General features: G+C 40.5%; 20 protein-coding genes. 13 read left to right on the forward strand and 7 right to left on the reverse strand.

Going from position 1 to position 19,857, the window contains the following annotated elements:
• The first annotated feature begins 294 nt into the window (after positions 1-294).
• The 5 genes from NPUN_RS14980 (at position 295) to NPUN_RS15000 (ending at position 6,415) form a co-directional block, all read left to right on the forward strand.
• Complete coding sequence (locus NPUN_RS14980) at positions 295-4,281, forward strand: magnesium chelatase subunit H (protein WP_012409462.1); 3,987 nt, start codon at positions 295-297, stop codon at positions 4,279-4,281.
• 258 nt (positions 4,282-4,539) lie between these two features.
• Positions 4,540-4,959: a XisH family protein gene (locus NPUN_RS14985; RefSeq protein ID WP_012409463.1), complete on the forward strand. Its 420-nt coding sequence runs from the start codon at positions 4,540-4,542 to the stop codon at positions 4,957-4,959.
• Complete coding sequence (locus NPUN_RS14990) at positions 4,947-5,282, forward strand: XisI protein (protein ID WP_012409464.1); 336 nt, start codon at positions 4,947-4,949, stop codon at positions 5,280-5,282. The genes NPUN_RS14985 and NPUN_RS14990 overlap by 13 nt, the downstream gene beginning before the upstream one ends.
• A 128-nt stretch (positions 5,283-5,410) precedes the next feature.
• Positions 5,411-5,722, forward strand: a complete 312-nt coding sequence (locus tag NPUN_RS14995; RefSeq protein ID WP_012409465.1) for a HigA family addiction module antitoxin — start codon at positions 5,411-5,413, stop codon at positions 5,720-5,722.
• 132 nt (positions 5,723-5,854) lie between these two features.
• A complete protein-coding gene (locus NPUN_RS15000; protein WP_012409466.1) occupies positions 5,855-6,415 on the forward strand; it encodes an NYN domain-containing protein in 561 nt (186 codons plus the stop codon).
• A gap of 114 nt (positions 6,416-6,529) precedes the next feature.
• On the opposite strand, the gene NPUN_RS44120 is transcribed toward NPUN_RS15000, so the two are convergent.
• The 3 genes from NPUN_RS44120 to NPUN_RS15010 are packed head-to-tail and all read right to left on the reverse strand — an operon-like array spanning position 6,530 to position 7,356.
• Complete coding sequence (locus NPUN_RS44120) at positions 6,530-6,664, reverse strand: hypothetical protein (RefSeq protein ID WP_272913971.1); 135 nt, start codon at positions 6,662-6,664, stop codon at positions 6,530-6,532.
• A gap of 55 nt (positions 6,665-6,719) precedes the next feature.
• On the reverse strand, positions 6,720-7,148 hold the full coding sequence (locus tag NPUN_RS15005; protein WP_041565421.1) for an aspartyl protease family protein: 429 nt from the start codon (positions 7,146-7,148) through the stop codon (positions 6,720-6,722).
• Positions 7,141-7,356 carry a hypothetical protein gene (locus NPUN_RS15010; RefSeq protein WP_012409467.1) on the reverse strand — a complete coding sequence of 72 codons (216 nt, stop codon included), beginning with the start codon at positions 7,354-7,356 and terminating at the stop codon, positions 7,141-7,143. Before NPUN_RS15010 ends, NPUN_RS15005 begins: the two co-directional genes overlap by 8 nt.
• A 286-nt stretch (positions 7,357-7,642) precedes the next feature.
• On the opposite strand from NPUN_RS15010, the gene NPUN_RS41855 reads away from it, so the two are divergent.
• From NPUN_RS41855 to NPUN_RS15025, 4 genes are all read left to right on the forward strand, one after another.
• On the forward strand, positions 7,643-7,954 hold the full coding sequence (locus NPUN_RS41855) for a hypothetical protein (RefSeq protein WP_012409468.1): 312 nt from the start codon (positions 7,643-7,645) through the stop codon (positions 7,952-7,954).
• 165 nt (positions 7,955-8,119) lie between these two features.
• Positions 8,120-8,545 carry a hypothetical protein gene (locus NPUN_RS15020; protein WP_012409469.1) on the forward strand — a complete coding sequence of 142 codons (426 nt, stop codon included), beginning with the start codon at positions 8,120-8,122 and terminating at the stop codon, positions 8,543-8,545.
• 171 nt (positions 8,546-8,716) lie between these two features.
• The gene (locus NPUN_RS42515) at positions 8,717-8,905 is read left to right on the forward strand and encodes a hypothetical protein (RefSeq protein WP_193372263.1); all 189 of its coding nucleotides are present in this window, start codon (positions 8,717-8,719) and stop codon (positions 8,903-8,905) included.
• Positions 8,906-9,054: 149 nt separating this feature from the next.
• Complete coding sequence (locus NPUN_RS15025) at positions 9,055-10,077, forward strand: IS4 family transposase (RefSeq protein ID WP_012408090.1); 1,023 nt, start codon at positions 9,055-9,057, stop codon at positions 10,075-10,077.
• Positions 10,078-10,748: 671 nt separating this feature from the next.
• Here the strand turns inward: NPUN_RS15025 and NPUN_RS15030 are convergent.
• The gene (locus NPUN_RS15030; protein WP_041565423.1) at positions 10,749-10,931 is read right to left on the reverse strand and encodes a hypothetical protein; all 183 of its coding nucleotides are present in this window, start codon (positions 10,929-10,931) and stop codon (positions 10,749-10,751) included.
• Positions 10,932-11,262: 331 nt separating this feature from the next.
• On the opposite strand from NPUN_RS15030, the gene NPUN_RS15035 reads away from it, so the two are divergent.
• Positions 11,263-11,616 (forward strand): Spx/MgsR family RNA polymerase-binding regulatory protein, encoded by a 354-nt coding sequence (locus NPUN_RS15035; protein ID WP_012409470.1) that lies wholly within the window; start codon positions 11,263-11,265, stop codon positions 11,614-11,616.
• A 319-nt stretch (positions 11,617-11,935) separates the two neighbouring features.
• Here NPUN_RS15035 and NPUN_RS15040 read toward each other — a convergent pair whose 3' ends face one another.
• On the reverse strand, positions 11,936-13,105 hold the full coding sequence (locus NPUN_RS15040; RefSeq protein WP_012409471.1) for a n-acyl-d-glucosamine 2-epimerase: 1,170 nt from the start codon (positions 13,103-13,105) through the stop codon (positions 11,936-11,938).
• A 170-nt stretch (positions 13,106-13,275) separates the two neighbouring features.
• On the opposite strand from NPUN_RS15040, the gene NPUN_RS15045 reads away from it, so the two are divergent.
• Entirely contained in the window at positions 13,276-14,172 is an 897-nt protein-coding gene (locus NPUN_RS15045) for an aspartoacylase (protein WP_041566160.1), read from the forward strand.
• A 45-nt stretch (positions 14,173-14,217) separates the two neighbouring features.
• On the opposite strand, the gene NPUN_RS15050 is transcribed toward NPUN_RS15045, so the two are convergent.
• Positions 14,218-16,515 carry an NHL repeat-containing protein gene (locus NPUN_RS15050; protein WP_012409473.1) on the reverse strand — a complete coding sequence of 766 codons (2,298 nt, stop codon included), beginning with the start codon at positions 16,513-16,515 and terminating at the stop codon, positions 14,218-14,220.
• Between the two features lie 477 nt (positions 16,516-16,992).
• Here NPUN_RS15050 and NPUN_RS15055 point away from each other — a divergent pair, with 477 nt between their 5' ends.
• Together NPUN_RS15055 and NPUN_RS15060 are read left to right on the forward strand one after the other, a co-directional pair.
• Positions 16,993-18,162, forward strand: coding sequence for a glycosyltransferase family 4 protein (locus tag NPUN_RS15055; RefSeq protein ID WP_012409474.1), 1,170 nt, complete (start codon positions 16,993-16,995; stop codon positions 18,160-18,162).
• A 78-nt stretch (positions 18,163-18,240) separates the two neighbouring features.
• On the forward strand, positions 18,241-19,380 hold the full coding sequence (locus NPUN_RS15060) for a glycosyltransferase family 4 protein (RefSeq protein ID WP_012409475.1): 1,140 nt from the start codon (positions 18,241-18,243) through the stop codon (positions 19,378-19,380).
• Between the two features lie 203 nt (positions 19,381-19,583).
• On the opposite strand, the gene NPUN_RS15065 is transcribed toward NPUN_RS15060, so the two are convergent.
• Positions 19,584-19,853, reverse strand: coding sequence for a hypothetical protein (locus NPUN_RS15065; RefSeq protein ID WP_012409476.1), 270 nt, complete (start codon positions 19,851-19,853; stop codon positions 19,584-19,586).
• Positions 19,854-19,857: the final 4 nt, after the last annotated feature.

Raw genomic sequence — 19,857 nt, forward strand, 5'->3', positions numbered from 1 at the left:
GTGCGGGTTTTGTTTTGTAGCTGTAATAATATAGATAAATAGCTATTTAACTATATAAAAATATTACGAAAACTTTACAAATAGGTGAGCTAGTACTTTTATATAAAGTCAACAATTACAAAGAAATATTTCGTTTTTTATATCGATTTGTGTCATATAGGCGATAAAATGCCTACTGGGTAAGCGTTTTCTGATAAAAAACAGATATTGCTTAAAAGATCACAAGTTACCTGTGGCTGATGATGCCGCTAGGAACTTCCTTCAGAGAACACGCATCAAAGGAGCCGAAGAAGCATGTTCACACACGTCAAGTCCACCATTAGACACATTGCGCCTGATAACTTACGCGGACGTAGTTTAATCAAGGTGGTCTATGTCGTGCTTGAGTCCCAGTACCAGAGCGCATTGTCGCAAGCAGTTCGCACGATTAACGCGAACAATCCCAACTTGGCGATTGAAATTAGCGGGTACTTGATTGAGGAACTCCGCGACCCCGAAAATTACGAGGAGTTCAAACGAGAAATTGAGAATGCGAATATCTTCATCGCTTCCCTCATTTTCATCGAAGACTTAGCACAGAAAGTTGTAGCAGCAGTAGAACCACACCGCGATCATCTCGATGTTTCTGTTGTCTTTCCCTCCATGCCAGAGGTAATGCGCCTGAGTAAAATGGGCAGCTTTTCCTTGGCACAGTTGGGTCAGTCAAAAAGTGCGATCGCGCAATTCATGCGGAAACGCAAAGAAAAATCCGGTGCGGGATTCCAAGATGGGATGCTGAAGCTTTTGCGAACCCTACCGCAAGTTCTGAAGTTCCTTCCAATGGACAAGGCACAGGATGCCCGAAATTTCATGCTCAGTTTTCAGTATTGGCTAGGTGGTTCTCCAGAAAACCTGGAAAACTTCTTGCTGATGCTAGCTGATAAATATGTATTTAAAGGTTTAGAAAAACAGAATTTTGCACCTTCTACGTATGAACAGCCGGTGGTTTATCCCGATCTAGGGATTTGGCACCCTTTGGCTCCCAATATGTTTGAAGATGTCAGAGAGTACCTCAATTGGTACACAGCTCGTAAGGATATTTCTAGCGATCTAAAAGATCCTTTAGCTCCTTGTGTCGGGTTAGTGTTGCAACGCACTCACCTAGTTACAGGGGATGATGCCCATTATGTAGCAATGGTGCAGGAGTTGGAAGCACTAGGGGCACGGGTATTACCTGTGTTTGCTGGTGGTTTGGATTTCTCCAAGCCTGTGGAAGCCTACTTCTATGAACCAAATACCAACACACAGTTGGTAGATGCAGTGATATCGCTGACTGGTTTTGCTTTAGTGGGTGGCCCAGCCAGACAAGACCATCCCAAGGCAATTGAAGCACTCAAACGCTTAAATCGTCCTTACATGGTGGCGTTACCCTTAGTATTCCAAACCACAGAAGAGTGGATGGATAGCGATTTAGGGTTACATCCAATTCAAGTAGCTTTGCAAATTGCGATTCCTGAATTGGATGGGGCAATTGAGCCGATTATATTATCGGGTAGAGATGGAGCTACAGGGAAAGCGATCGCACTGCGCGATCGGGTTGAAGCTGTCGCCGAACGCGCTTTAAAATGGGCGAACCTCCGCCGCAAGCCGAAGCTGGATAAAAAAGTCGCCATCACCGTTTTCAGCTTCCCGCCAGATAAAGGCAACGTGGGAACCGCCGCTTACTTGGATGTATTCGGTTCCATCTACGAGGTGATGAAAGCTCTCAAAAATAACGGCTACGACTTACCAGAATTGCCAGAATCAGCCGAAGCGTTGATGCAAGAAGTCATCCATGACGCTCAAGCGCAGTACAACAGCCCAGAACTCAACATTGCTTACAAAATGTCGGTTCCTGAGTATGAGGCACTTACCCCTTACTCTCAACGCCTAGAGGAAAACTGGGGCCCACCTCCGGGACATCTCAACAGTGACGGGCAAAACTTGCTGATTTATGGTAAGCAATTCGGTAATGTCTTCATCGGTGTCCAACCCACATTTGGTTACGAAGGCGACCCGATGCGGCTGTTATTCTCCCGTTCAGCTAGTCCTCACCACGGTTTTGCTGCTTACTACACTTACCTAGAGCAAGTTTGGAAAGCTGATGCTGTACTGCACTTTGGTACACACGGTTCCTTGGAATTCATGCCAGGTAAACAGATGGGGATGTCTGGTGATTGTTATCCAGATAACTTGATTGGCTCAATTCCTAACCTGTATTACTACGCAGCCAATAATCCGAGTGAAGCGACAATTGCCAAACGTCGGAGTTATGCCGAAACAATTTCTTACTTGACACCGCCGGCAGAAAATGCTGGTTTGTACAAAGGTTTGAAGGAACTCAGCGAATTAATTGCTTCCTACCAAACCTTAAAAGATAGTGGACGAGGTGTTTCCATTGTCAACAGCATCATGGATAAATGCCGGATCGTGAATCTGGATAAGGATATTCACCTACCAGAAACCGATGCCAGAGACATGAGTGCCGACGAACGGGATAATATTGTTGGCAACGTCTACCGCAAGTTGATGGAAATTGAGTCGCGGTTGTTGCCTTGTGGTTTACACGTCATTGGTAAACCGCCAAGTGCAGAAGAAGCGATCGCAACTCTCGTCAACATTGCTAGTCTAGATCGTCAAGAAGATGGAATTCAAGGCTTGCCGGGAATTATCGCTAACAGCCTTGGACGTAACATTGACGATATTTACCAAAATAACGACAGAGGCATTTTAGAAGATGTCCAGTTACTCCAAGACATCACCTTGGCAACCCGTGCAGCAGTTACCGCCCTTGTCCAAGAGCAAATCGATGCGGAAGGACGAGTCTCTTTAGTTTCCCGGTTGAATTTCTTCAACATGGGCAAAAAAGAACCTTGGGTAGAATCATTGCATAAAGCAGGTTATCCCAAAGTCGATAGCGCCGCCCTAAAACCCCTATTTGAGTATTTGGAATTCTGCCTAGAGCAAGTTTGTGCCGACAACGAACTCGGAGCATTACTCAGAGGCTTGGAAGGTGAATACATCCTACCTGGCCCTGGTGGCGATCCCATCCGCAACCCGGATGTCTTGCCCACGGGTAAGAATATCCATGCTTTAGATCCGCAATCCATACCCACAACAGCAGCAGTCCAATCAGCCAAAATCGTCGTAGACAGGCTTTTGGTACGTAACAAGGCAGAAAACGAAGGAAAATGGCCAGAAACCATCGCCTGCGTCCTTTGGGGAACCGATAACATCAAAACTTACGGCGAATCCCTAGCGCAGATTATGTGGATGGTTGGCGTGCGTCCAGTTCCCGATGCCTTGGGACGGGTGAACAAGTTGGAATTGATATCTCTAGAAGAGTTGGGACGGCCCAGAATTGATGTGGTAATCAACTGTTCTGGTGTATTCCGCGACTTGTTCATCAACCAAATGAACCTGCTAGATCAAGGCGTGAAGATGGCAGCTGAGGCAGATGAACCCTTAGAAATGAACTTTGTTCGCAAACACGCTTTGCAGCAAGCTGAAGAAATGGGGATTAATCTGCGTCAAGCAGCGACGCGCGTTTTCTCCAACGCTTCTGGTTCCTACTCGTCAAATATCAACTTGGCGGTAGAAAACAGCACTTGGGATAGCGAAGCCGAGTTGCAGGAAATGTATCTCAATCGGAAATCCTTCTCCTTCAATTCCGATAACCCCGGAATCATGGACGAATCCCGGCAGATTTTTGAAAGTACATTGAAAACTGCTGATGCAACTTTCCAAAATCTGGATTCTTCCGAGATTAGCTTAACGGACGTTTCCCACTACTTTGATTCAGATCCCACTAAGTTAGTGGCAAGTCTGCGGGGTGATGGTAAAAAACCAGCATCTTATATTGCAGATACAACCACAGCTAACGCCCAAGTGCGGACATTATCAGAAACCGTGCGTTTGGATGCGCGTACCAAATTATTAAATCCCAAGTGGTACGAGGGGATGCTATCTCACGGTTACGAAGGTGTGCGCGAACTCTCCAAGCGGTTGGTGAATACAACAGGTTGGAGTGCGACAGCCGGCGCTGTGGATAACTGGATTTATGAGGATACTAACGAAACCTTCATCAAAGATGAAGAAATGCAGAAACGGTTGTTAAACCTTAATCCCCATTCTTTCCGCAAGATTGTATCAACTTTGTTGGAAGTGAATGGACGCGGTTATTGGGAGACTAGCGAGGATAATTTAGATCGTCTGCGCGAGTTGTACCAAGAGGTTGAAGACCGGATTGAAGGGATAGAATAACCACCAAAATAGAGGCGTTTTCTAGAACGTCTCTATTTTGCCAACCATTTTTACAGATTACAAAGAATGCGCCTAAATGAACGTTAGTTCGACAAATCTTTTTTGACCTCTCCCCCAGCCCCTCTCCGACGCGGAGAGGGGAGCAACAAGCCTAATTGTTTCATACTCCTCCCTTTCCGTTTCGGAGAGGGAGGCTGGGAGGGAGAGGTTCATCGAACTCACGTTAAATGAAAATAATAAATATAATTAGGGGTATGTATGTCTGCTAAAGATGTCTTTCATCAAGTTGTCAAAATAGCTTTAGAGAAAGACGGTTGGCAAATTACTAACGACCCACTCACAATTAGCGTGGGTGGAGTTAATCTTTCTATTGATTTAGGCGCAGAAAAGCTGATCGCAGCAGAACGTGAAGGAGAAAAAATTGCAGTCGAAGTCAAAAGTTTTTTAGAGAGGTCGTCTGCTATTTCAGAATTTCATACAGCATTGGGACAGTTTATTAATTATAGAGGTGCATTACGACGGCGACAACCGGAGCGTGTTTTGTATTTAGCAGTACCTTTAACAACTTACAAAACATTTTTTCAACTTGATTTCCCTAAAGAGATGATAGCAGAAAATCAAGTAAAAATGCTTATTTATGATGTAGAGCAAGAGGTGATTTTCCAATGGATAAATTAACTCGATATCGCCAGCTTGTACAACAGATATTACATGATTATAGTGAGCAAAAACCAGCTAACGGAAGCATAGAAGTTGAAACAATTTTTGATACAGAACGTGACCATTATCAAATAGTTCATGTAGGGTGGGAAGGTCAAGACTGGGTACATAGTTGTATTATTCATATTGATATTAAAGGTGGGAAAATTTGGCTTCAGTGGAATGGTACAGAAGATGATATTGCAGCTAATTTGGTAGCTGCGGGAGTTCCCAAGGAAGACATTGTGTTAGGTTTTCAGTCTCCTTTTATGAGACAGTTTACAGAATATGCAGTGAGTTAGGAGATGTTTTGAAAATTTCCAAGTACTACTTAATGAATGTTAACCCCAACTCCTGTATTAATATGATATTGATGGGGTAAACAATGTTAAATGAGGTTAATCAAATTATTAAGTAAGAAGTATTAATTATGGATAATTGGCAAGATATTACTGATGATAGATTAGTAAGACCAATACATCCTGGCGAAGTAATTGCAGATATTTTAGATGATTTAGATATTAATACCGCAAATTTTGCAGAAATTTTAGGAGTATCTAATCAAACAATTCAGGAAGTTATTAATGGTCAAAGGTCAATTACAGTAGATATAGCAATACGTCTTGGTAAAGCTTTAGGAAATGGGCCAAGACTTTGGCTTAATCTTCAGCAAAAAGTTGATCTTTGGTATGCTTTGCAAAGCCATAAAGAAGAATATGAGCAAGTAATGACATTGGTTTAGAATAAATTGTGATTATTTTTTGAATAATTGAAATTTACAGAAATTTTCAGTTAGTAGAATAAAATTCAGTAAATATAAGTTTTTTATGTTATGTACTTAGTGTGCATCTAGCAAAGAGAGTAAAGACACTAAATGAAAATTTTTACCTACGTTGACAATTCTAACCTTTTTATAGAAGGCCGACGGCTATCTGCTGTAAACAAGAGAATTGATGGAGTTGGTAATATCTATGAAGCAATCAATCTGAAAATATTTGATAACGATTGGTATATGGACTACGGTCGCTTGCATGAATTTTTATGCGGCACAGAAAAGTCAGAGATTGGTGGGACTAGACTTTGGGGATCGCCTCCGCCCAAAGATACATTCTGGGATTACGTTAAAAGCAAAGGTTTTAATGTTCAAACCTACGAACGTTCAAAAGGTAAAGAGAAAAAAGTCGATACTGCGATTGCTTACCAAATTGGAAAAGATTCAGGCAAAATAATCGATAAAGAAAATGACATAATTGTTATTGCAGCAGGTGACAAAGATTATATGCCTTGCATTGATGATTTGACGAGTGATGGCTTCAAAGTTCATGTTGCTTTTTGGGGACACGCTGCAAGAGAAGTGCAAGAGGCGGCTACAAAATTTATTAATCTCGATCCTCATCAAGATTATTTGAGTGCAATTTGGTGTCGGCCACAATAGAGACAGCAGCCAATAAGTATCGCTTTATTTTTGAGGATTTCTGCAAGGCGATCGCACTCCCTCTTTCACAACTGCCCATCGCTTAGTTTTTGAGGTTTTCTGTAAAGCGATCGCTCACTCTTCTACAACAAACAATTGCCTTATTTTTGAGGTTTTCTGCAAGGCGATCGCGCTTACTCTTTCACAATAAGCGATCGCATTATTTTTGAGGTTTTCTGTAAGGCGATCGCTCTTTACAATGTCACTCACCAACGGCTTACGTACACTAATCTGAAGTGTAAGGTAGCTGACAAATGCAATAAATCTACTCTGAGGCTACCGATTTAGGGCTGATCTCAAACTGTAAATGGGAACGGTAGAAACAAACATCAAACTCCATAAAGAAGTTAACTTGCCCCAAAATCAGAGGTACGTTTGTAGCTTTTGTCCATGCAAATACAAGTTGTACAGGTTCAAATTGCCCAACTACTGCTTGAAGAACCGCGACACGCGCTTCGTATTGAGCTAAATTACCTGTCAAACTCAATGCAGTTGTCTGCTGTTCCCACACGTACCCAAGCTCAACTCCTACTGAATAAGAAAGCACATTCACGCTTGCTCCAGTATCCAACAGACCGGATGTCATCACAGAACTTTGCTGGTAGATCAAAGTAAGGGGTAGATAGGGGCGGAAACTGGCTTCGCCCAATGCAACATCAATCGGGATAAAGGAATACCGTTGTGCGTTACGCATGGTCTTGAGTTTTAGCAGCTTGTAGCACTTTTAACATAGTATCTGCTGCTTCAACTGCATCATAAGGCGACCACACATGATAGAACTGATCGGGTTTAATCAGATCGGTTTCCTGTTGGGCTAACTCTGAGATTAAAACCTGCATAATATAAAACTTATCTGCTCGACTAAGTTCTCGCAAAGTGGAGATTAATTCTGCTGAAACCATGCAAAGCACTCTAGTAAATCAAGTCTGCTTCTCGATCATAGTTTATTCTTTGGGTATCACTGGGTTTACCACAAGCTACAACTAGAGTAATCACGTCTGCGACTTACAGGTGAGACAATTTAAGCAGCTAATAATGCGATCAATCGCACGCTCTTCCACAACAGGCGATGTCTAACGACAAGCCGCTACGCATCTACGCATTGTTTTTGAGGTTTTCTACAAAGCAACTACATTTGCTATTTCGGCGACTACATTTGCTATTTCGGCGGCAGCATTTGCTATTTTGGTGATCGCATTTGCTATTTTGGTGATCGCATTTGCTATTTTGGTGATCGCATTTGCTATTTCGGCGACAGCATTTGCTATTTCGGCGATCGCATTTGCTATTTCGGCGACAGCATTTGCTATTTCGGCGACAGCATTTGCTATTTCGGCGACAGCATTTGCTATTTCGGCGACAGCATTTGCTATTTTGGCGACAGCATTTGCTATTTTGGCGACAGCATTTGCTATTTCGACGACAGCATTTGCTATTTCGGCGACAGCATTTGCTATTTCGGCGACAGAATTTGCTATTTTGGCGATCGGTGTTATATAAATGATTGAGTTCGTCCCGAAACAACAGGCAAATACAGCTAGATGGATTAGTAAAAATACAGAGTAACTCTCAATATTAACTCTTAATTAAATCCACAAAATTACTCATCTCACGTAGAAAGGCATTCCGCTATGTTGAAATAGAACTATTCAAGAAATATTTCCCATGTCTTTAAAAACTCGCGGTTCTGCTGCTGTAGATAAAGCTCAACGCCGTCTTGCACTGCTTAAATCCATTAATGAGAACCTGGATTTAGGGCACGGATTAACAATTGAAGCTTATACCCGCTTCCTTGATAATACCCGTGCCACCCTAGAAGCCCATAATACCCTTCTGTCTAATCTTGAGGAATCTCGTAAGACGATGAATCAGATGGACAGAGGACTCTCGGAACTATCTGAGAGGATGCTTAGTGCTGTTGCAACTGTCTACGGCAAAAACAGCATGGAGTATTCAAAAGCAGGTGGCTCTAGCCGAAAGCGGAGTACGAGTAAAAAATCTATTTCACAAGTTCCTATAGTTGTAACGGTTCCCGTCACTCAACCCACCCAAACTGTAACGAACGGTAAAGGCAGCTTGAGCAATTTCTAACCACAACCTGCTACGCGTCTACGTCTTGTTTTTGCCCCAAGCTACAACTAGAATAGCCTCTGTGATTTATACGTGAGACAATTCAAGCAGTTAATAATGCGTAGGCATAGCCCGTCGTAGACATCGCGCTCACTCTTCCATAACAGGCGATTTCTAACGACAAGCCGCTACATGTCTACGCTTACAATGCCATCATCAAATCAGCGATCGCAACATACAAAAAAGACTCAAACTATGAGTGTATCGAACACTAACACTGTTAATGCTGGTAAAGACGGCAACCGCGCATCATTTGTCAAGAAAAATGATGCACCTGCACGAATAGCAGTAGCTTTTCTGTTTAGCATCTGGGGTTCTTAAATTATAATCTGCCCTTAATTGTGCCGCATTTTCAGCGATGTCGGGAAAAACTTCGATAGCAAAAGTGTTGAATGTTAAGAAAAATCCGATAAAAACAGCCCAAAATATGTTAAATTTTGGGCGGAAGATTAAAGTATATCTATTTAATAGTGATTATAAATTCATTTCCCAAGATTGTCAAAGATATCTTGAGAGGACTGCCAAAAAACGATTATCCAGTATTGAACAGTCGTCTGTTCTTTGAGTGCTGGTTATCTTATGCTATGGATAACAGCTTAACAAGTATGCGAGATTTATTTAACAGATTAAACAACACAGGATTTCCGGTAGATATTTCTACTTTCTCTAAAGCAAACTTACATCGAAGTCAAAAACCTTTTCAAGAAATTTACCAAAAATTAAATGAATTAGTACAGAAGAAAGTTCAAAAAAAGTTACATGATAAATATGCAATTTGTCCAATAGATTCAACAATTATTACTCTCACAAGTAAATTGTTATGGGTACTAGGACACCATCAAGTAAAACTTTTCAGTTCTCTAAATTTAGCTACTGGAAGTCCATCAGATAACTTCATAAACTTTGGACATGACCATGACTATAAATTTGGTTGTAAAATGATGTCTAGTCTACCAAATAATGCTGTTGGTGTAATGGATAGAGGTTTTGCTGGATTAAAATTTATCCAAGAATTAGTCCAAGAAAACAAATACTTTGTTTTGCGGGTAAAAAACAATTGGAAGTTAGAATTTGAGGAGCAAACTGGATTAATTAAAGTTGGTGCATCTAATGATGCTCAAGCCTATAGAGTGATTAATTTTTGTGATTTAGAAACGAAAACTGAGTTTCGATTAGTAACCAATTTACCAACATTAGGAGAGGCTGCCGTTAGTGATTATGAAATCAGGGATATTTATCGATTGCGTTGGGGAGTTGAATTGTTGTGGAAGTTTTTGAAAATGCACTTAAAACTTGACAAGTTAATTACTAAAAATGTTAATGGTATCACCATACAAATTTACGTTACTTTAATAGCTTATCTAATTTTACAGATATTATCTGTACCACAACAATGGGGACATACGCTATTAGATAAATTCCGCTATTTACAATCTTGTATGTGTCAGAAAATAAGTTATGTTCATTGGTTTGAAGAGATGATGTCATGTTGACTATTTTAGGCTTTTTAGAGTTAGTGTAACTAGATATGTAAACTTTTGTATCAGCATTCAACATTTCTGCTTCGATAGCTGTTAAACCTTGGGAATTAAATAGAATTTCACGATATTGTTGAGCTAACGCTGTGTTTCCTTGTCGCAAGGGATAGACTAAAACTTCCGTGATAGTCAAAACTGATGTTATGACACCAAACTCACTACGAAACATCGCTTCAAAAAAAGCATCTGTAACATCTAAATAATTAGGATTTTCTTCAATAAAGTAAATCAGTGGAGCAGTATCCAAACCGATAATTTGCCCCTGTAGCTGGACTAGCCATTCCATGAATCACGTTCCTGATTAACGTATTCTTGAGCATCAACGCCATTCCAGATTTCTTTACCTAACCCACGTAATTCGAGGATGCTATGCTTTGGCTTAAGTGTCATCGTCACCTGTTGACGAATTAAGCTTGATAAGTCTTCAATTAAGGTACAAGAACCAAAAACCTGGTCTCGGCGACGAGTTTAAAAACTGGGCTTCGTTTTTCAAGACTGCCTCTTTTTTATGCGCTCCTTTGTGAGAGAGCGTTGTACAAAGACTACAGCCCAGATTATGCCCATGTACAGCGCCCAGTCACAAAAGAGTTACAATCAGGTTAAGTACAGTCTGCAAGAACTAAATTCTAAGTAGCTGAGTCTGAGCGTTCTATTTGCTGCCGAATGGTATCAATAGAAGCATTAATGCCAGCCAGCTTGGACTCTAAATCATCTCGTATCCAAATCAAGAATTTTAATTTCCGCTCTAAGCTAGCTTTGTGCGAAATAGGTTCGCTTCCATAGCAAGGATTACCCCAAAAAGGAAACATAGTTTACCTCTGTATTTAGCTTTAGTAAGAGTGCAATATATTGCACCACTTCATTCTGACTAATAACAATCAGACTAATGTGGGTAATAACCGACCTAAATTGTACGTGCTTAACGAATACAGAGATACTAATGCTATTAAAATTTCAGATTGTGCATAAATTATAATAGATTTTCTTTATTTTCTCGTGGCTAGGTAGTGCTTGCTGTTCACAACTCTCAGAAACTCTCCACACCTACAAGAGGTAAAATCTAAACTTTCATAAAACTGAAAACAAGGGTTGCATCAACTATATTATGGATAAAAATGGTAATTATTGCTTAACTACTTTATGTCCATTCAAGTTTACGGAATTCCCAACTGCGGCACTTGCAAAAAAGCTCTGATGTGGCTCCAAAGCAATAGCATTGAATATGAATTCATAAATACTAAAGAAACTCCACCCAAGAGTGAGATGATCCAAAACTGGATGAAGTCTTTGGGTTCTGCTCCCATGCGAAATACCTCCGGTCAGTCTTATCGAGCTTTAGGAGATGAAAAGAAGACTTGGACCGATCAACAGTGGATTGACGCATTTACTAACGATGCAATGCTGCTAAAACGCCCAATTTTCGTTAAAGATGGAACAGCGGTGTTAGTAGGCTTTAGAGATGAGGCAGTAATTAAAACAAAATTAAAGCTTTAATTCAGATGGCTAATGGCTTTAACTCTTGATTTACAGCACATTACAAACCTCATCTATGTTGAAACATAGAGTTTTTTAAAAGATATATTTATGTAGGTTGGGTGGAGTGAAATGCAACCCAACATTACCACCTTATTTATGTTGGGTTACGCGATCGCTGCACCCAACCTACAAAACTACGGTTCTCAAGGTAGACGAGGTTTAGTTATCTCATTATATAGATTTTTATAAAGTGCGTTTACTTCAATTAAACTTTCAATTCCAATAAATCCTAGCTAAGTAGTTAGCTAGAAAAATCTGCTTGCTGAGATAGCTAAACTTACTTTAATGCCTCAAACTGCTGCCAGCAAAGATATAATGCACGCGGTACGTGAAAACATCCTTTCCATTTGCCACCTTTGAGGTTTAACAATACTTCCCCACGTCGATTGAGATAGCCAAACCACTCACCGTACTCTGAATCGGCAAAGTGTGACCAGGCATAATCGTGCATCTTTTGATACCATTCCCAACATACTTCACGCCCTGTTAGGCGATAGCCCATTGCTAATGCGACCAAAGACTCTAAGTGAACCCACCACAATTTTTGATCCCATTCCAAGTGTTGTGGAGGATGACCGTCTGCATCCATAAAGTAATACAATCCGCCGTACTCGCTATCCCAAGCAAAATTCAGGATATTTAGCATCACATCAACAGCTTGGTTAATAATTTTGGTATCGTTTTTCCGGTGGGCGATATCCATGATAAACCACATAGCTTCGATACCGTGACCAGGGTTAATCAGCCGTCCCTCAAAAGAATCTATGTGGGAACCGTCAGGGGCAACATTTTCGTACATTAGTCCCCGTTCTAGGTCGAGAAAATCGGTCATCACTTCGCCCTGAGTCTCAGCTAGGACATTCTCTAGGGTTTCTTTTGGTAGGAGCCATTCCATTTCTAGAGTCAGGTTGGCTAAAATCATTGGTACAGCCAATGATTTCATTGGGCGTGTGCCGGGATAGGTTTTATTATATTTACCTTTCGGGTTATCTTTGCGGCGTAAAACGTTGTTATAAGCCTGCATTGCAACATCTTTTGCCCATTCTTCGCCCCCAGCGAGTGCATATTTACTAAATGCCATCGCTGCAAAGCAATCAGAGAAGATGTTGTAAGGCTCAACCAGTGGTTTTCCTTCACGGGTGAGAGCAAAGTACCAGTTACCATCACTATCTCTGCCATGTTGGGCGAGAAAATTAGCGCCATTACTGGCAATTTTTAGCCAGTTTTCGCGTTTTTCTAGCTGGTTGTAAAGCATCGAAAAAGTCCACACTTGGCGGTTTTGCAGCCAGATGAATTTGTCTGTATCATAAATTTTGCCCTCGCGATCTAGGCAAGTGAAATAGCCACCTTGCTGCCAATCGAGAGAATATTTTTCCCAAAATGGGAGTACGTCGTTAAGGAGGGCGTTTTTGTAAAGTTCAGCGATCGCTTGAAAATTATACTCCATAAATTTCCACCCCTTTTGTGCTAAAGCTAACAGCTTAACAGTTATCACATTTTGGCTCGAACATGGAGCGTTCGCGTCAGTCTTTTACAAGATTTAGTCAGCAGCAGTTATACTTCTATCTTGTATCTTGCGCTATTCTCAATAACCGTCGGGGAGACAGTGAGGTTGTTATGAGTCAGATTAAACGAGTTGCGATCGTTGGAGGAAACCACGGTAATGAGTTAACAGGAGTATATCTAGTCAAAAAGTTTCAGCAGTATCCAAATTTAATCAACAGGACAAGTTTTGAAACTCTGCCATTACTTGGCAATCTTAAAGCTATTGAAGAAGGTAAGCGATACATTGACAGGGATTTAAACCGTTGCTTCACCAATCAAGGTTTACAAAATCCTCAACTCTCAAGTTATGAAGATACGCGGGCGAAAGCAATCCAACAAGTACTGCAACCGCAAAATCAGCCATTTGTAGATGTAATTGTTGATTTGCACAGCACAACTGCCAACATGGGGTTAAGTCTGATTTTTTGCGATCTGAATCCTTTCTTACTTCGGTTAGCTGCTTATTTAAGTTCTATCAATCCGATGGTAAAGGTTTTTGTAAATCAGCAATCTAAAGAAGGTGGTTTTCTTCGTTCTTTGTGCGAATTGGGTTTTGTTATCGAAGTTGGTGCTGTGGCTCAGAATATTTTAAATGCCGAATTATTTCAACAAACAGAGCAGCTTATTTATGCAATTTTAGACTATTTTGAAGGATGCAATCAAGGTAATATTCCGCATACAAGCAGCCAGCTTACATTCTATCAATATATTGAGACGATCGATTATCCGAGAAGCGATGCTTACGGCGGGCTGCAAAGTGGGGAGATTCAAGCCATGATTCATCCCCAGCTTCAGTTTAAAGATTATGAACCTCTGAATCCAGGCGATCCAATGTTTCTGACTTTTGCAGGAAAAGATATTTTCTATGAGGGAGAGTCTACTGTTTATCCTATTTTTATTAATGAAGCCGCTTACTATGAGAAAGGAATTGCGATGTATCTCAGTCAAAAGCTGCAAGAGATAGTTTAATTTCTTTGCCCTTTTAACCAAGATTGCAAATCAGCTAGTAAATACTCAACCTGCTAGCCGATACATAATCACTTTTCCTTTCCAGTTTTCTTCTACAAATACCAGATACTCGCCATTTGAACGACGGAATGCGCGGATACCATAAGGTATATCAATCCAGCCACTTTCGCTGCCAACTTCTGGGCCTGGTTTTAACTGTTGTACTTGCGTTCCCGTCTTGGCATTATAGACATATACTTCTGCGGTTTTGACTGTCACGGCAAATACCCGATCGCCCGCCACACTCATGGCTGCTGTAGACACTTCGCGTTTGCCTGTGGTGTCGTAAGGAATCACAACTCGCCATTTGGGGGTACGATTTCCTTTACTCCAATTGTCAAAACGGGCAATTTCAGATCCAGCAACTCCAGTATCGTCACCGAAGGCCGGATGATCTACTGTAAAGCCTGACAAATACATACTATCTGTTTCAGGGAAATATTCGATCCGCCGCAAGTCGTTAAATATGCTGGGAGTAGTTTGCTTTTCCATCGAAGTATAGTTGTAGATGGGGTTGCCTTTAGCATCTATTCCCTGTAAAGGATAGTGGCGAATGCCATCTTCTGTTCGCAAAGCTTTCCAAACATCTCCTTTGCTGTCTACCCACCATCCACCGATATAAGGATAATCTTTGCTGGTATCATATTCGCTATTTTCAAATTTGCCATTACCGTTGCGATCGCGCCAGATCCATTCGCCTTTTTGTGGTTGATTCGGCGGCCAATTTCCGGCGAGAAATGGTTTGTCTGCGCCATTACTACCGACAAACATTCCGGCTGGGATGGCAACTTTACCATCTTTGTCTGGATTAAAACGATATATTTGCAGGAAGCTGTTGTACATATCTGTGAGGAACAAGAACGGCTTCCCTTGGATGCGGCGCACAAAGGTTCCATCGGGTGATGTATGTAGACGGGGATCTTGAGGATATTTGAAAGGATTTAAGGTGTAAGCTTTGTAAGTCCATTGCTTACCAGCAGGCTTACTGTAATCCATGAGATAGTGTTCTTGTTTGGTGAATAAATCTACCCCATCAGTTTTAGGATCGGCATCTGCATTATCGACGAATATCAATCCTAGCGATCGCCATATTAGTTTTCCCGATGGCGAAAATTTCCGTAAATCTGTTCCCGATTTGTTGAAACCATTACTATTTATATAGATATTACCTGAAGCATCTGCACCTACTCCGGTAAGTCCATAAAGCTTTAAATCTCCAACTTCGCCAGCAATTCCTGTATAAATACCACCCTTAGAGCCAAAACTACCCGTCTGCTTTGGCTGATCTTTGATGTCATAAATCAATATTTGCTGACGCGGGCCATTTTCTGCTACTAACAGCTTACCTTGACGATCAATTGCGATCGCAGTTGGTTCAACGATATCTGCAATTTGTTCGGGCAATTGCTTTCCACTCTGGGAATAATGTAAAATTTTGGCGGGTTTACTACCATTTTTGCTTTGAATAATCCACAGATTTTTTTGTGGATCAACAGTTATTGCTCCTGGATTGGCAAAGGTAAAACTGCGTAATTGCTTTATCGTATCAGTATCATAGACACGAATGCGGTTAGCAGCAAAATCACTCACATACAACTCGCTTCCTACTGTTGCTAATCCAGTAACTTCACTTTTAGTACTGGTAATTAACATACTTTTATCCCAGCCACGTCCTTCAGGAAACGGTGCAGGTTTTCCCGACAAATCATAGCGTCTAACGCAATGCCAACTTGTACCTTCTGCTGGGTAATCTTCATCAGTTTTACCCTTCGATCCCTGAGTCATGGCAAGGTAAATATATTTACTATTTGCTGTTACAGCAATGCCACCTCCACGACTCCAGCCGTGAGTGTCGCCAATAGCACCAATAACTTTACCATCTTTATATATGGCTGCCTCCATTCCCGCCTCATCCCAATGGCTGTTGGTATAAACTGTGCCATCAGTAGAAACATACATTGCTTCAATATTGTTTTGTACCCGTAGATTTCCACTGCCAATAGTGTTACCTATCCACGATGTTTTGTAAGTAAGCGTGGGTGTTTCAGTACGATTTTGTACCAGTAGATTTGTACTGTCAATAGAATTACTTGTCCACGATGTTTTGTATGTAAGCGTGGGTGTTTCCGTTGTTGCCCAGTCTGTTGTAATTCCAAGGGTAGTAACAATGAGTCCAACAGTCAAACTGAGTAAAAAGTTGAAGGTTTTACTTCTTTGTAAATATCTAAGTTTAGATAATTTTTTGATTTGCTGATTAAGCTTGTGACGGAGTTTTTCTAACTCCGCCATTAATTTATTTATCATATAGTTTTTCAGCTTTTAATTATTTATATACAATCATTTTTTGAGAAATCAGTAAAAAATATAATTATTATAAATGAGCGATAATTTTACGCTATCTTTACAAAAATCCTTTTATTATTTAATTTTTAAGGTAATATCTCTAAAACCTTCTTGAAGGTATTAATAGCTACTGATTTGTAAGCAAAAATGGTAAATATTAATACGTGATATTTCTACAGTTATTAATTTATAGCAATTTTTGGCTCTCTCTATCTATCATTCACCTTTGTCAATTGATAAGTATCATATATATCATAACCAGTGTTATGTAGTTAATAAAAACACAAGGTTTCATCCCTTGTTGACGTTGACATATAAATAGTTTATAAATTGGTGTTCTATATAAAAGTCTTATTAGAAATGTGGATTTGAAACATCCAGTAGCGGCTTACAGTTGTACATCACTACTATTTTCATATATTTATAGGAGACATATTAATGAAAAATAAAGCAGAAAGTTTAGCTTCATCATCTGCATCTATTCTCACATTAGGATTAGGCTGGTTTCCCAAAAATCCCGGAGGATTAGAAAGGTATATGTATGAACTAACTCATAAATTAGCAGCCAATAAAGACCAGATTGAATTATGCGGAGTTGGTCTACCAGAGGCTGAAAGAAATTCACCGATTAAGTTGACTAATTTAGCGAGTCCCGACAGTGCTATTTGGCAAAGATTATGGTCTATTCGCACCAATTTTCAGAAAACAAGGACAAACAAACCAGATGCTATTAATCTACACTTTGCATTATATAGCTTTCCGCTTTTAGATATTTTACCAAAGGGAGTACCAGTTACTTTTAATTTTCATGGCCCTTGGGCTTCTGAGAGTCAGCAAGAGGTAGTTAATAAGAATCTCAGCCTTTTGATTAAGCATCATCTAATAGAAAAAAATACATATAATCACTGCGATCGCTTCATTGTTTTAAGCAAAGCATTTGGTAAAATATTACATGATAAATATCAAGTACCGTGGAGTAAAATTAATATTATTCCTGGTGGAGTCGATATTAACTGGTTTCAACCAAATTTATCACGCCAAGATGCTTGTAAACAGCTAGGCTGGCCAAATAATCGCCGGATTATATTTACATCACGCCGTTTAGTACATCGAACGGGAGTTGATAAATTATTAAAAGCTTTGGCTATAATTAAGCCCAGAATACCAGATGTTTGGCTAGCGATCGCAGGTCGTGGTCACATCCAAGCCGCACTACAACAACAGGCTACAGAATTAGGATTAGACGACAACGTTAAATTTTTAGGTTTTCTCCCTGATGAGCAATTACCTATAGCTTATCAAGCTGCGGAATTAACTATAATGCCTAGTCAATCTTTTGAAGGGTTTGGATTAGTAATAGTTGAATCTCTAGCCTGTGGTACTCCTGTTTTATGTACCCCAGTTGGCGGAATGCCAGAAATTTTATCAGAATTCTCACCTGATTTAATTACTACTTCAACAGAAGCATCAGCTATTGCTGAAAAATTAGAACAAGTGCTTTTGGGAAATATCCCCATACCTTCACGAGAAGCCTGTCGCCATTATGCTGTTACACATTATGACTGGAATCAAATCGCCCAGCAAGTACGGAATGTTCTATTAAATTAATGAACTAGAGGCACGAAAATTGCTTTGTAGAGACGCGACTTATAGCATCTGAACCGTATTGTATTACAAGGAAGTTTTATGAGAATTTTTTTCCTAGACCAAAGCGGTAAACCAGGCGGTGCAGAATTATGTTTAATAGATATTGCTAAACCATACTCTCATAGCGCTTTAGTAGGTTTATTTGCAGATGGGCCGTTTAAAGATTTACTAGAGCAAAATCATATCCCAGTAGAAATTCTCGCAACTCAAACAATCCAAGTTAGCAAAGAAAGCAGTTTGGCACAAGGATTAAAGAGTTTAGGACAACTTGCACCTTTGATTACTAAAGTAATAAAAAAAGCGCGTGAATACGATTTAATTTATGCCAACACCCAAAAAGCATTAGTTGTCGGAGCATTAGCAAGTTTTTTTAGTCGTCGCCCTCTGGTTTATCATTTACATGATATTCTTTCCACAGAACATTTTAGCCAAACTAATCTTCGCATTGCGATTAACTTAGCTAATCGTTGTGCCTCATTAGTAATTGCCAATTCCCAAGCTAGTAAAACAGCCTTTATCCAAGCGGGAGGACGCTCAGATATTGTCGAAGTTGTCTATAACGGCTTTGATCTAAAAATTTATCAAACTGATGAACCTGGCATTAATCAATTACAGCAAAAATTAGGATTGCAAGGGAAATTTGTAGTCGGACACTTTAGCCGCCTTGCACCTTGGAAAGGACAACATATTCTAATTGATGCTCTTGCCAAATGTCCGCCAGAGGTGACAGTAATTTTAGTGGGGGATGCACTGTTTGGCGAACAAGATTATGCCCAAAAGTTACACAAACAAGTTACCGATCTCGGACTAGAAAACCGCGTCAAATTTTTAGGATTTCGTTCAGATATTCCCCAGTTAATGGCAGCTTGTGACTTGGTGGCGCATACCTCTACTTCCCCAGAACCCTTTGGTAGAGTGATTGTTGAAGCAATGCTGTGTGGAAAACCTGTAGTTGCAGCAAAAGCTGGGGGTGTAATGGAATTAGTAGAACATGGACTTAATGGTTTTTTAGTGACACCAGGAGAACCCCAGGAACTTGCACAGGTGATAATCACCTGTCTTCAGGAGACGGAAATAACTGCAACTATAGCTAATAATGCCAGGACTACGGCTAGTCGGCGTTTTGATGTTGCAACTATTAATCAGCAAATTGCTCAACTGTTGTCCCACAGATTCTAGTACACGGTGGCTGAATTAGGGGATCTTGTCCAAGATCCCCTATAAATAATTTTGGATAATTTGTTTTTTGGAAGCCCCTTGTCTTGCGTTGTCTGGTTAAATAATATGAGTTGTTGAGCGATGCCTACGGCGGCAAGCTACGCTAATCTTGCTCTCAACTTAGCTACACTAAATTGATTACGCAGATATTTCAAGCGATCGCATTAGGCCGCTTCCCGCAGTTGTGGTTGTGACTGCACACTCACCTCTGGAAACGAAAGCGAGAGTTGTTCTGCTTGAGGGACTGCGGCTTGCTCCAAAACTTGAACTTCGATATTCACGCTCACCAAATAACTACCTGTATCGGCACCAACCGCTTCAGCAATTAGTTTAGCAATGTCTGGGCGTTTGGCAGTTAGCGGATCGCGTAAAATACACCGATCCCATTCATGCTTGGCAGTCGGATTGAGGTTGAGAATGTAATGCTTCATCATGGAA

The sequence above is a fragment of the Nostoc punctiforme PCC 73102 genome, from assembly GCF_000020025.1.
Lineage (GTDB): Bacteria > Cyanobacteriota > Cyanobacteriia > Cyanobacteriales > Nostocaceae > Nostoc > Nostoc punctiforme.